13 protein-coding genes are annotated in these 12856 nt (G+C 74.5%); 8 read left to right on the top strand and 5 right to left on the bottom strand.

Translation table 11 applies throughout. The features are described from left to right. Positions 1–10 precede the first annotated feature (10 nt). From ACZ462_RS17080 to ACZ462_RS17055, 6 genes are all read left to right on the top strand, one after another. Positions 11–463: a Zn-ribbon domain-containing OB-fold protein gene (locus ACZ462_RS17080; protein ID WP_467803411.1), complete on the top strand. Its 453-nt coding sequence runs from the start codon at positions 11–13 to the stop codon at positions 461–463. After that, on the top strand, positions 460–1236 hold the full coding sequence (locus tag ACZ462_RS17075; RefSeq protein ID WP_467803413.1) for an enoyl-CoA hydratase/isomerase family protein: 777 nt from the start codon (positions 460–462) through the stop codon (positions 1234–1236). The genes ACZ462_RS17080 and ACZ462_RS17075 overlap by 4 nt, the downstream gene beginning before the upstream one ends. A gap of 190 nt (positions 1237–1426) precedes the next feature. After that, positions 1427–1927, top strand: coding sequence for a hypothetical protein (locus ACZ462_RS17070; RefSeq protein WP_467803414.1), 501 nt, complete (start codon positions 1427–1429; stop codon positions 1925–1927). A gap of 11 nt (positions 1928–1938) precedes the next feature. Continuing rightward, entirely contained in the window at positions 1939–3303 is a 1365-nt protein-coding gene (locus ACZ462_RS17065) for a hypothetical protein (protein ID WP_467803416.1), read from the top strand. A gap of 38 nt (positions 3304–3341) precedes the next feature. Next, a complete protein-coding gene (locus ACZ462_RS17060; protein ID WP_467803418.1) occupies positions 3342–3863 on the top strand; it encodes a hypothetical protein in 522 nt (173 codons plus the stop codon). Between the two features lie 2 nt (positions 3864–3865). Beyond that, positions 3866–4381 (top strand): hypothetical protein, encoded by a 516-nt coding sequence (locus tag ACZ462_RS17055; RefSeq protein ID WP_467803419.1) that lies wholly within the window; start codon positions 3866–3868, stop codon positions 4379–4381. A gap of 92 nt (positions 4382–4473) precedes the next feature. Here the strand turns inward: ACZ462_RS17055 and ACZ462_RS17050 are convergent, their stop codons facing one another. From ACZ462_RS17050 to ACZ462_RS17040, 3 genes are all read right to left on the bottom strand, one after another. Next, positions 4474–4968, bottom strand: coding sequence for a peptidylprolyl isomerase (locus ACZ462_RS17050; RefSeq protein WP_467803421.1), 495 nt, complete (start codon positions 4966–4968; stop codon positions 4474–4476). A gap of 68 nt (positions 4969–5036) precedes the next feature. After that, positions 5037–7442, bottom strand: a complete 2406-nt coding sequence (afsK, locus tag ACZ462_RS17045) for a protein serine/threonine kinase AfsK (RefSeq protein WP_467803422.1) — start codon at positions 7440–7442, stop codon at positions 5037–5039. A gap of 253 nt (positions 7443–7695) precedes the next feature. Further along, positions 7696–8493: a VOC family protein gene (locus ACZ462_RS17040; protein WP_467803424.1), complete on the bottom strand. Its 798-nt coding sequence runs from the start codon at positions 8491–8493 to the stop codon at positions 7696–7698. A gap of 362 nt (positions 8494–8855) precedes the next feature. Here ACZ462_RS17040 and ACZ462_RS17035 point away from each other — a divergent pair, with 362 nt between their 5' ends. Further along, a complete protein-coding gene (locus ACZ462_RS17035) occupies positions 8856–9503 on the top strand; it encodes a TetR family transcriptional regulator (RefSeq protein WP_114057969.1) in 648 nt (215 codons plus the stop codon). A 38-nt stretch (positions 9504–9541) separates the two neighbouring features. Here the strand turns inward: ACZ462_RS17035 and ACZ462_RS17030 are convergent, their stop codons facing one another. Together ACZ462_RS17030 and ACZ462_RS17025 are read right to left on the bottom strand one after the other, a co-directional pair. Then, positions 9542–10015, bottom strand: a complete 474-nt coding sequence (locus ACZ462_RS17030; protein ID WP_467803425.1) for a nitroreductase family deazaflavin-dependent oxidoreductase — start codon at positions 10013–10015, stop codon at positions 9542–9544. Further along, positions 10015–11325 carry an acyl-CoA dehydrogenase family protein gene (locus ACZ462_RS17025; RefSeq protein ID WP_467803611.1) on the bottom strand — a complete coding sequence of 437 codons (1311 nt, stop codon included), beginning with the start codon at positions 11323–11325 and terminating at the stop codon, positions 10015–10017. The genes ACZ462_RS17030 and ACZ462_RS17025 overlap by 1 nt, the downstream gene beginning before the upstream one ends. Before the next feature lie 145 nt (positions 11326–11470). Between ACZ462_RS17025 and ACZ462_RS17020 the strand changes: the two genes are divergently transcribed. Further along, complete coding sequence (locus ACZ462_RS17020) at positions 11471–12676, top strand: thiolase C-terminal domain-containing protein (RefSeq protein ID WP_467803427.1); 1206 nt, start codon at positions 11471–11473, stop codon at positions 12674–12676. Positions 12677–12856: the final 180 nt, after the last annotated feature.

The following is a 12856-nucleotide window of genomic DNA, read 5'->3' as shown; positions in this document are numbered from 1 at the left end:
CGAGACGCCCATGACCCCCACCACTCCCGCCGACGCCCTGCTGGCACCCGTCCCCGACGAGGACGGCGCCCCGTTCTGGGAGTACGCCGCCCGCGGCGAGCTGCGCGTGCAGGCCTGCACCGCCTGCGGGAGGCCGCGCTTCCCGCCGCGCCCGTGCTGCCCGCACTGCCGCTCCTTCACCTCCCACTGGCAGCCCGTCTCCGGCCGCGGCCGGATCTGGTCGTACGTGCGCCCGCACCCGCCGCTGCTGCCCGCGTACGCCGCCCACGCCCCCTACACGGTCGTCCTCGTCGAACTCGCCGACGCCCCCGGCATCCGGCTCGTGGGCAACCTCGTCGCCTCCGCGGACGCCCCGCTCGGCTCGGCCGACCCGGCGGCCGTCCGCATCGGCGCCCGGGTCCGGGCCGTCTTCGCCGACTGCGGCGGCGTCACCGTGCCGCGCTGGGTTCCGGAGAGGCCGTGACGCTGCGGGTGGAGCGCGACGCGGCCGCCGGAGTCGCCGTCGTCATCCTGGACCGGCCCCACCGGCACAACGCGATCGACCTGCCGACCGCCGCCGCCCTGACCGCGCTGTGGCGGGAGCTCCGCCACGACGACGGCGTGCGGGCGGTCGTCCTGACCGGGTCGGGCAGCGCCGCGTTCTGCACGGGCCTCGACCGGGACGCCGACGTCCCCCAGCCGGGCTCGCCGTACTCGGTCGACGACCCGCTCCTGTCGGTCGGCCCGAAGGCGTGCGACCTGTGGAAGCCGGTCGTCGCCGCCGTCAACGGCATGGCCTGCGGCGGGGCGTTCTACCTGCTGGGCGAGTCGGAGTTCCTGATCGCCGCCGACACGGCGGAGTTCTTCGACCCGCACACCTCCTACGGCATGGTCAGCGCGTACGAGGCCGTGTACATGGCGCAGCGGATGCCGTTCGGGGAGGCCGCGCGGATGGCGCTGATGGGGACGGCCGAGCGGCTGTCCGCGCGCCGGGCGTACGCCATCGGCCTGGTCTCGGAGTTGGCCGAGCCCGAGGAGCTTCCGGAGGCGGCGCTGCGGGCGGCGCGGACGCTGGCGTCGTTCCCGGCGGAGGCCGTGCAGGGCACCGTACGGGCGTTGTGGTCGGCGAAGCAGGCGACACTCCAGCAGGCCCTCGCCCAGGCCCCGGCTCTGATCGCACTGGGCAACCTGCCGCCGGACCGGCAGGCCGCCCTGTTCGCCGGCCGGCGTGCGGCGCCGGAGCCGCGGGTGCGGTGACGAGTACCGGCCATCCGGCGGCTGGCGGAAAGCCGCAGCTCGGGCGGCATCTGGCAGGACGTCCGCCCGCCCCTGGGGCCCGGTGTGCCGGAATTCGGGCGCCTGGCCGTCCCCTTCCCGGAGCGGGACTGCTTGGCCGGTTCGCACTTGCCATGCATATGATCAGCGCCAGCCAACGGGGAGTGCAGACATGGCAGATGAACTTCATCCGGAGCAGCAGGTGGGCATGCGGCTGAACGGCGAGGGGCCACTGGCCCCAGGCGTCACCGCACCACCGCCACCGCTGGTGCAGCAGCAGCCCAACACGGCCCGCCCGCCGCTGCTGGCAACGGGCACGAACCCGCCGCCGCCCCTGCTGCAGGCGCCCGGAGGGCAGGACTTCGCCTCGACCCCGGCCGAGAAGAAGGCCGCCGCGAACACGATCGAGACCGAGCTCCAGCCGAACACGAAGAAGGCCGCCGACGACGCCGACGAGTCGACCGCCGCCGCCCAGAAGGGCTTCGACGGCTGGGAGACCGCCGCCGGCCTGAAGAAGGTCGCGGAGACCTGGGACCAGCAGGTGAAGAACCTGATCGCCCGGCTCGAAGCGGAGAAGGGCGCCCTTCGCGGCGCTTCGGGTCTTTTCGCCCGCAACGACATCGGACTTCGCAACGACTTCCTGGCCGGCAAGTCGGGTCTGAACGGTCTGTAGGGAGCTGAGCTGTGGCGCTGAACTATTACGAGGTCATGAACACCGACTTCGGGCTGCTCGGCACCGCCGCCGGCAAGTGGCAGTCGATGGCGGGCGAGCTGAAGAAGATCGAGACCCGCTACGGCGAGACCGTCCAGAAGATCACCACGACGGACGGCTGGGCCGGGCGCAGCGCCGTGAGCGCCGAGAAGGGCTTCGCGGCGACCCGCTACGAGTACGCGGCGGCGCAGGTGCAGGCGAAGGCGATCGCGGGCCTGCTGCGGGACGCCCAGGAGAAGTTCACCGACCTGAAGAACAAGCTGGTGAGCGCCCGTGACGACGCGATAGCCGCCGGCATGACCGTCTCCGAGCAGGGGGCCGTCGCCTTCGACTGGGCCAAGCTCACCCCGGGCGAGCGCAGCGCCTACCACCACGACCCCGACGGACAGAAGGCCATCAGCGAGGCCGTTGGCAAGTGGCAGAAGCACATCGACGACCGGGTGAAGGCCGTCACCGAGCTCGACCACAACGTCAAGGCCGTCCTCGAAACCGCCGTCACCGACAGCAACAAGGACGCTCTGGGCCAGGGCGCCGACATGTCCCTCGCCGGCTTCAACGCCGGCGCCACCGGCGACCTCGACCAGGCCCTGAAGGACGAGAAGGCCGCGCGGGACCGGGCCGCCAAGGAGGCGGAGGACGCCAAGAACGGACCGAAGTCCGAAGGCGGCCTGAAGATCACCGGCCCGAGCGCGGGCACCACGGTCACCGGCCAGAAATACGGCAAGGAGGGGTCCGCGAAGGCGTACGCCGACCTCTTCAAGATGACCGCGGAGGGCAAGTACCAGAACGGGGACTTCGCGCTCTCCGGCATCGACGACATCACCGTGGGGGCCAGGGCCAGCGCGAACTACGGCTTCACCCACGAGGGCCTCGCGGGCAAGGCCGAGACCTCCGCGGGCGTCAGGACCCTGCTTGAGGGACGCGCCGACTACAGCCACTGGGGCGGCCTCTACGGGCGCACCGAGGGGTTCGCCGGCGGGGAGGCCGCGCTCAGCGGCTCTGCGGGCTGGGAGGGCGTCAGCGCCGGCGCCAAGGCCTTCGCCGGCGGCAAGCAAAGCGTCGCCGGAGGCGGCGAGCTCGCCGGCATCGGCGCCGGCGCCACGGCCGAGGGCTGGGCCGGCGCGGGCGCGGAGGCCAAGGTGACCTTCGGCAAGGGCGACGACGGCAAGTGGCACGTCGGCGGCAAGGTGGGCGTCGCCCTCGGCATCGGCGGCTCCGTGGGCGGCGAGTTCACCTTCGACACGGACAAGCTCAAGAAGTCCGCCGGTGACGCCGCCGACTGGGTGGGCGACACGGCCGGCGACATCAAGGACGGCGTCGTCGGATTGTTCGACTGATGCACTGTCCCGCAGACGGAAGGAGGGCGTGAGACAACATGCCCACGACACTGCCGATTCCCATCCAGTTCGTCCTGCCGGAGGGCTGGCGGCCCGCCCCGCCGGACGAGGTCGGCGCCCCGGACGCGGCGTTCGTCGCCCTGCACCCGGAACCCGACGCCGGATTCACCGCCAACATCACCATCGACGGTGACTTCTGGACCGCCGAGGAGGAGACCCTCGCCGACATCGCCGACGGTTCGGTGGAACGGCTCCGCCGGTCCGTCGGGTCCGTCGAGGTCGCCGGCCGCCGCCCCCTCGGCTCCGAGGACTCCCCCGGCCTCGCGCAGAGGCTGACGCTCACCGCCGTGGTGGGCGGCGTGCCGCGCGAGCTCGTCCAGTCCCAGGTCTACCTCGCCATGCAGGACGTGGGCGACCCGCGCAAGCGCGTGGTGATCCGGCTCATCCTGACCGTCACCGCGGCCCAGGAGGACGCCGTGCGGGCGGACTTCCAGGAGTTCCTGCGCTCGGTCGCACCGGACCCCGGGACCCCCGGCACGGACGCCGCGGGCGGGGCGTAGCGGTGGGCTTCAAGGACAGGCTGACCGGTACCCGGCACCCCGACGGCGGCATCCCGCCCGAGCCGGCCGCGGAGGTCCGGGCCGCGCTGCTCGCGCTGGGCGGGCAGGGCGCGCCCTACACGGTGCGCAACGCCCTTCCCGGGGAGGACGCCGACCTGGTGGCGGAGTGGCGGGTGCGGGAGCCCGCCTGGCACGGCTTCTTCCAGCGCCACCAGTTGGAGCGGCAGGTGCAGATCCGGATGCGCATCGACCCGGACGGGCACGAGGTGCGCAGCGCCGACCGGCAGTGGGAGGTCACGTGGATCGGCGGCACGCCGCAGCTGAGGACGTCGGGCGAGTACGCCCGGGGCCAGGTGACGACGCTGTCGAAGCAGTGGACCATCGGCCGCGGCAAGGGGGGCCGTACGGAGGCCACGGAGACGTTCCGCTTCGCCACGTCGGACCTGAAGGCGCCGCTGCAGAAGGCGGTCCTCGGCGCGGGCTGGACCTGGCGCGGAGTGCTGTTCGGCCGGCTGTGACGGGCCTGCGGTGACGGGCACGACGCGGCGGAGGCCCGCCCCCGAGGGGCGGGCCTCCGGCCGTACCGGGCGCGCCCGGGAAACGGAAGGGATCAGGCCTCGACGGTGCCGGACGCCGCGACCTCGATCTTGGCGCGGGTGGCGCCCGACGGGGTGCCCAGCTTCTCGATCTGGTCCACGATGTCCTTGCCCTCGACGACCTCGCCGAAGACGACGTGCTTGCCGTCCAGCCACGGGGTGACGACGGTGGTGATGAAGAACTGCGAGCCGTTGGTGTTGCGGCCGGCGTTCGCCATCGACAGCAGGTACGGGCGGTCGTGCTTCAGGTCGAAGTTCTCGTCCGCGAACTTCTCGCCGTAGATGCTCTTGCCGCCGGTGCCGTTCTGGCGGGTGAAGTCGCCGCCCTGCAGCATGAACTGGGGGATGACGCGGTGGAACGGCGAGCCCGCGTAGCCGAAGCCGTGCTCGCCGGTCGCGAGCTCGCGGAAGTTCTTCGCGGTCTTCGGGACGACCTCGTCGAACAGGTTGAAGACGATGCGGCCGGCGGGCTGGCCGTCGATGGTGATGTCGAAGTAGACGTTGCTCATGGGGTCCATCCTGTCACTCCCGGTGCCGTGTGCGACTCGGCGGGGCCGGTACACGGCCCCGCCCGCGCTCACCCGGCCGTACGGGTGCCCGTCCCCTTCGCCGCGTCCAGGGCGTACACGCAGCGGTCCTTGCTGCACGCGTACACCACGCCGCCCTCGGCGACCGGGGCGCCGGTGATCTCCCCGCCGGTGGCCAGCTTCCAGCGCAGCTGGCCGCCCGCCGCGTCCAGGGTGTACAGGCAGTGGTCCGCCGACCCGAAGTGGACGCGGCCGTCCGCGACCGCCGGCGGGCCGGTGATCTCGCCGCCCGCCGCGAACCGCCACTTCGGCGTGCCGGTGACCGCGTCGAGCGTGTACACGGCGCTGCCCGCGCCGAGGTGGACGTTGCCGGCGGCCACGAGCACCGGGTCCGCGGAGGTCCGCGGCTCGGTGGCGATCCGCCAGCGGTCCTTGCCGGTGGCCGCGTCGAGGGCGTACACGGTGCCCAGGTAGTCCGCCAGGTACACGCCGCCGCCGGTGACGGCCGCGCCCGGCGCGAACGCGGGCGGTGCGAGGAACACGGCCGGCGCCTCGAAGTGCCAGCGGACCCGGCCGGAGGCCCGGTCCACGGACAGCACGCGGGTGCCGGCGCTGATGTACACGTTCCCGTCGGGCGCGGGGGTGACCCGTACGGGGACGTTCCCGCAGGCCGCGGCGTCGCCGACCGGGTACGACCACGACTCGCGGCCGGTGCGGGCGTCCAGGGCGCGCAGCCGGGCGTCCTGCCACACGTAGACGGTGCCGTCGTGGAGGACGGGCGCCGCCTCGGGGGTCTCGAAGTCGCTCTGCGCGCCGGTCAGCTCCCACAGCTTCTGGCCGTTCGAGGCCTCCCAGCCCTGGACGCCGCCGCCGCGGGTGGCGGTGACGACGGTGCCCCGGTCGGCGCGCAGCGCGTACACCCAGGCGTCGGCGGACAGCCGCCAGCGCTCGGAGCCGTCGGAGGCGTCGAGGGCGTACAGGGAGGGTCCGTCGGAGGCGTGGATGCGGCCGTCGGAGACGGCCATGGCCCAGGCGACGTCCCGGGTCTTGAACTGGCGGCGGCCGGTGGCCACGTCCAGCGCGTGGACCTCGAAGGAGGTCACGTACAGCAGGTCGCCGGCGACGGCGGGGGTGCCCCACACCTCGTTCGACATGCGGAACCGCCAGGGCCGCCAGCGGCCGCTGTCCGGCGCGGGGCCCGGGTTCGGGACGGCGGGTGCGGCGGGGGCGGCCGCGGAGGCGCCTGCGGGCGCTGCGGCGGAGCCGGTCGCGCCGGGCGGGCGGATCCAGCCGGTCGCCGCGTCGGCGGCGCCCGCCTGCGCGGCGGGCGAGGCCGCCGACGCGAACGGGCCGGGCCCGATCGGCACGGGCGAGCCGCCGAGGCGGACGGGCTCGCCGGACAGGGCGGGCGCGGCCGCCGGACGCGGCGGGTGGTGGGGCCGCTGCGGGATCGCCTGGCCGGTCCGCGGGTCCACCCACGGGTCGGCGACGCCCCGGGGCTCGCGCCGGGCGGCGGGGGCGTCGCCGCCGCGGGGGCTTGGCGGTGCGGGGAGGGCGGAGGTGCGCTGGCCGGCTCGGCGGGACTCGATGAGGGCGACGGCCCGCCCCGGCAGCCAGGCGGAGGCGGTGCCGCTGTCGTCGCCGCCGTCGAAGAGGTGCGGGGCGAGCTGGGCCTGGAGGTCGGCGGGGGTGGGGCGCTGGGAGGCGTCCATCTGCATGCAGGACTCGATCAGCGGCCGCAGCTCCTCGGGCAGCCCCTCCAGGTTGGGCTCCTCGCGCAGCAGCATGAACACCGTCTCCACCGGGTTCGCGCCGTGGTAGGGCGGGTGGCCGGTCGCGGCGAACACGAGGGTCGAGCCGAGGGAGAACACGTCGCTGGCGCCCTTGACGCTGCGGGAGTCCTTCGCCTGCTCGGGCGACATGTAGGCGGGGGTGCCGACGGCGACGTTCGTCATGGTCAGGCGGGTGTTGGACACACCGCTGGCGATACCGAAGTCGATCACGCGGGGGCCGTCCTCGACGACGAGCACGTTCGACGGCTTCAGGTCGCGGTGGACGAGGCCCGCCCCGTGGATCGACTGGAGCGCCTCGGCGATGCCGGCGGCCAGCCACCGCACGGCCTGCGCGGGCATCGGCCCGCACTCGTTGACGATCTCCTCCAGGGAGGGCGCCGGGACGTACGCGGTCGCCAGCCACGGCACGGCGGCCCGCGGATCGGCGTCGACCACGGCGGCGGTGTAGAAGCCGGAGACGGCGCGGGCCGCCTCCACCTCCCGGGTGAAGCGCACGCGGAACAGCTGGTCCTCGGCCAGCTCGGTGCGCACCGTCTTGATCGCCACGCGGCGTCCGGACGCCGACCGGGCGAGATAGACCAGCCCCATGCCGCCGGCGCCGAGACGTCCCAGCACCTCGAAGGGGCCGATCCGTCTCGGGTCGTGCTGCGTCAGCTGCTCCACCACTCGCCTCCCACACCTCCCCGTACGGGCCTGGCCTGGCCCGTTCACACCTGCACGCACGCCGGCACGGCGGTCGGCCCCGTGCAGCGTCTCACTCCGGGCGCCGCCGGTGGTCGTGCAACCCCGATTCTGTCAGGCCCGCGCCCAGGCCGTGTCGCCACAGTCGGGGCCGCGCCGGTGCGCGTGGTGCGGGAGGGGCCGGAGGGCGGGGCGGGAAGGGGTGCGGGGGGCGGTCCCGGCGGGCGGGGGGCGGCTATGCGGGCGGGCGGCCGGGGTTCTCGGAGAGCAGGGCGAAGACGGCTCCCTGGTTGTCCGCGACGACGGCGATCCGCCCGTACGGGGTGTCGAAGGGGTCGGCGGTGACCCGGCCGCCGAGCCGTTTGACCGCCTCGACGGACCGGTCGCAGTCCGGGACGGCGAAGTAGGCGAGGAAGTGCGCCGGCATGATCTCCGGGAAGGCGTCGGTGATCAGGCTGCGGCCCAGTACGGCCGTCTCGGCGCCGGGCGGGCTGCCGGGCGGCGACCACAGCCGGTACTCGACGCCGGAGCCGTCGTCGTCCTGGTCCTCGGGGACGTAGCCGAAGACGTTCGCGTAGAAGACGTCGACGGCGTCGCGGGCGCGGGTGTACAGCTCGGCCCAGCAGTACGTGAAGGGCTCGCCGTGCGCCTCGAAGCCGTCGTGGGTGCCGGGCTGCCACAGGCCGAAGACGGCGCCGCCGGGGTCGGCAGCCAGGGCGGCGGTGCCGTACGGGCCGACGGGCTGGGGGTCCATGACCATCTGGCCGCCGTGGGCGCGGATGCGGGCGGCGCAGGCGTAGGCGTCGGCGGTGGCGAGGTAGATCCCCCAGACGGTGGGCATGCGGCCGTCGGGCTTGGGGGCGAGCGCGGCGACGTTGCGGCCGTGGCTGTAGGCCTGGGTGTAGCCGCCGTACTGCCGGGAGCCGGCGCTGAAGGTCCAGCCGAAGAGCTCGCCGTAGAAGCGCTTGCCCGCCTCGACGTCCGGAAGCGAGGCATCCACCCAGCAGGGGGTGCCTTCCGCGAATGCGGCCATGGCCCGTTTCCTTCCGTTGTGCGGGGGTGTGTACCCTCCGTACGCTCCCACGCTCCCGCGCAGCCGCGGCGGTGCGGTGTCCTCTCGGGGCCATGGTCCGCCCGAAGCGTTGTCCACAGCCTGTTGACAAGACTAATCGGGTGGTAAAGGGAGGAAGCGGTCGGGTCGGCGGCGCGGCTGCGGGAGGGGCCGCGGGGCGGGCTGCGAGGCGGGCTGCGAGGCGGGCTGCGGAGGGGGCCGCGAACGGCCGAAATCCTTCGCCCGGAGCGGCCCGGGGCGGACTTCCCCCAGGCCGGGCGGCTGGTATCCCCATTTGCAGGCGGCCGAATCGCGCTCCGACACCCCCTCGGTAAGCTGACGGCATGACAGGACAAGTACGCACCGTCGACGGCCGCGTTGCCGGCCGGCGCGGTCAGGCGACGCGGCAGAAGCTGCTCGACTGCCTCGGCGAGATGCTCAGCTCCTCGCCGTACCGCGATGTCAAGGTGATCGACGTCGCGCGCAAGGCCGGCACCTCCCCCGCGACCTTCTACCAGTACTTCCCGGACGTCGAGGGCGCCGTCCTGGAGATCGCCGACCACATGGCCGCCGAAGGGGCGCAGTTGACCTCGCTCGTCGAGGGCCGCACCTGGGTCGGCAAGGCCGGCTGGCAGGCCGCGGAGGAGCTCGTCGACGGGTTCCTGGACTTCTGGCGGCGCAACGACGCGATCCTGCGCGTCGTCGACCTCGGCGCGGCCGAGGGCGACAAGCGCTTCTACAAGATCCGCATGAAGATCCTGAACTCCGTCACCAACTCCCTCACGGAGTCGGTGAAGGAACTCCAGGCCAAGGGCAGGGTCGACAAGGACGTCAACCCGGCAGCCATGGCCGGCTCCCTGGTCGCCATGCTGGCGGCGGTCGCCTCGCACCAGAAGGGCTTCCAGACCTGGGGCGTCAAGCAGGCCGAGCTCAAGCCCAACCTCGCCCTCCTCGTCCACCTGGGCATCACCGGCAAGAAGCCGACGAAGTAGCGGCGGGCCGCCCACCCGGCCCGCCGGCCCACCTCCGATCAGCGGCGCTCCAGGCGGAACAGCCGGATCTCCCGCTCGATGCGCGCCTGGTACGTCGCGTACGGCGGCCAGAACCGCAGCACGGCCCGCCACGCCTCGGCGCGCTCCGCGCCCCGCAGCAGCCGTGCCCGTACGGCGATGTCCCGGCCCTTCCAACTCACTTGCGCGTCAGGGTTCTTCAGCAGGTTCGCGGTCCACGCCGGATGCCCGGGGCGGCCGAAGTTCGAGCCGATCAGGATCCAGCCGGAGCCGGACTCCAGCGGCATGCACGCGAGCGGCGTGGCGCGGGACCGGCCCGTCCGCGCGCCCGTCGAGGTGAGGATCAACCCGGGCAGCATGCGGGCGCTGAGGATCACCTTTCCGCCCGTCAGCCGGTGCACCGCCTTGTCCAGGGCGGGGATGACGTGCGGGGCGACCTTGGCGAACAGCCTCGTCGAGGACGCCTTCTGCATGAGGGTGGTGCCGAGGGCCATCAGACGGCCGCCTTCCCGGTCGGAGTGGGGACGGGCGCGGGGGTGGTGCGGGCGGGGTGCGGGCCGGGGCAGGGGTCCGGGCCCGAGGACGGGTCGGGGCCGGAGGAGGGGTCGAAGAGGCCCGCCCGTCGGGCCGCGTGCGCCCGCAGCAGGTGCACCGGCCCGAACAGCAGCTCGTCCGCCGCGGCCCGCTTGAAGTACAGGTGCGCGTCGTGCTCCCAGGTGAAGCCGATCCCGCCGTGGAGCTGGATCGCCTCCGCCGCCGCGAGCCGCAGCGCCTCCAGCGCCTGGGCGAGGGCGAGGCCGCCCTGCTCCGGGTCCCACGCGGCGTAGCAGACCGCCGAGCGGGCCGCCTGGACCTGGACGTACAGGTCCGCGAGCCGGTGCTTGACCGCCTGGAACGAGCCGATCGGCCGCCCGAACTGCTCCCGGGTCCGGACGTACTCCACCGTCCGCTCCAGCGCCCGCCCCGCCGCCCCGGCCGCCTCCGCCGCGACCACGGCCGCCGCGGTGCGCCCCACGGCGGCCAGCGCACCGCGCACCGCGGCGGGGCCGCCGGCGGCGGTGGCGCCGGTGTCGTCGCCGAGCGGGTCGCCGTCGCCGAGCCACTCCGCCTCCACGTCCCGCAGCTGCACCAGGGCCTGCGGGCGCGTCTCGTCCAGGGCCGTCTGCCGGACCCGTACCAGGCCCGCGGCGCCCGCCCGCACCAGGAACAGCAGAACGCGGCTCCGCGCGAAACCCCCCGCGTGGGCGGGCACCAGCAGCAGGCCCGCGCTGTGCCCGTCGAGGACCTGCGCGGCCTCCCCGTACAGCCGCCACCCCCCGTCCGCCGCCCGGCGCGCCTGCACCCCGCCCGCCCGGCCGCCGCCGGCCCACTCCCCCGCCCCGCCGTCCCCGGTCAGCCCGAGCGCCGCCGACAACGCCGGGCCCGGCACCGCCAGCGCGGCCGTCAGCCCGCCGCCGGCCAGCGGCGGCAGCAGCGCCGCACGCTGCCCGGCACTGCCGAGCGCCGCAACCAGCGGCGCGGCGAGCACGGCGGTGGCCAGCAGCGGCGACGGCAGGAGCGCCCGCCCCGTCTCCTCGCAGGCCAGCACCAGGTCCGCGGGGGCGCAGCCCACGCCCCCGTACTCCTCGGGCACGGCCAGGCCCGGCAGGCCGATCTCCCGCGACAGCTGCTCCCACAGCTCCCGGTCGTAGCCGTCGGCGGTGCGCACGGCGGCCTTGACCCGGTCGGGGCCGCAGCGCCTGCCGAGGACCTCGCGCAGCGTGCGGCGGATCCCCTCCTGCTCCGCGGTGAAGGCGGCATCCATCATCGGGCTCCTCCCCGTAACTGACGGGCCGTCATATTAGGGGCGGGGGCGCGACATGCCCAGAGCGGGGAGCGCACGGACATCCACCGCCGACCACCACCGCCCGCCACTGGAACTGACGATCCGTCAGCTGTACGTTCGTCCCATGCCTGGACCTGGACCCCTCTCCGGACCCGCACCCGAAGCCGCCCCCCGCCGCCGCGTCGCGATCGTCGGCGCAGCCCTCTCCGACTGCGGGCGCGTCGACGGCCCCACCCCGTACGCCCTCCACGCCCAGGCCGCCCGGCGCGCACTCGCCGACTCCGGCCTGGACCGCTCCGTCATCGACGGCTTCGCCTCCGCCGGCCTCGGCACCCTCGCCCCGGTCGAGGTCGCCGAGTACCTGGGGCTGCGCCCCGCCTGGACCGACTCCACGTCGGTGGGCGGGGCCGCCTGGGAGGTCATGGCCGCGCACGCGGCGGACGCCATAGCCGCCGGCCACGCCAACGCCGTCCTCCTCGCCTACGGCTCCACGGCCCGCGCCGACATCAAGGCCCGCCGCCGCACCGCGAACCTCTCCTTCGGCGCGCGCGGACCCCTCCAGTTCGAGGCGCCGTACGGGCACACCCTGATCGCGAAGTACGCGATGGCCGCCCGCCGCCACATGCACGAGTACGGCACCACCCTCGAACAGCTCGCCTCGATCGCCGTCCAGGCCCGCGCCAACGCCGCCGGCAACCCGGACGCCATGTTCCGCGACCCGATCACCGTCGACGACGTCCTGTCCGGCGAGATGATCGCCGACCCGTTCACCAAGCTGCACTGCTGCATCCGCTCCGACGGCGGCTGCGCGGTCCTGCTCGCCGCCGAGGACTACGTCCCCGACACGGCGAAGCGGCCCGTCTGGGTCCTCGGCGCCGGCACCGCCGTCTCCCACACCACCATGTCGGAGTGGGAGGACTTCACCGTCTCCCCCGCCGCGGCCTCCGGCCGCCTGGCCTTCGGGCGCGCCGGCCTGACCCCGTCCGACGTCGACATCGCCGAGCTGTACGACGCCTTCACGTACATGACGCTGGTCACCCTGGAGGACCTCGGCTTCTGCCCCAAGGGCGAAGGCGGCGCCTTCGCCGCGAAGGGCCGCCTCCTGCACGACGGCGACCTCCCGGTCAACACCGACGGCGGCGGCCTCTCGGCCTGCCACCCCGGCATGCGGGGCCTGTTCCTCCTGGTCGAAGCGGTCCGCCAACTCCGCGGCGAAAGCGGCCCGACCCAGGTGACGCGCCGAGACGGCAGCCCACCGGAGGTGGCGGTCGCCTCGGGCACGGGAGGCTGGTTCTGCACCGCGGGAACGGTGGTGCTGGGGCGGGGGTAGGGGCGGGGCGAGAGGCGGGTCGGCGGCGGGGGGCGGGATGCGCGGCGGGGGGCGGGATGCGCGGCGGGGGGGGGGGGGGGGGGGGGGGGGGGGGGGGGGGGGGGGGGGGGGGGGGGGGGGGGGGGGGGGGAAAGCGAGCGAACGTTTTGCCACTCCAACCAGAAAAGGGAAAACAGCACA

The organism is Streptomyces sp. NPDC031121, assembly GCF_055570615.1.
The sequence above is the reverse complement of the archived record's forward strand: the minus strand, read 5'-3'. Positions and strand labels throughout refer to the sequence as shown.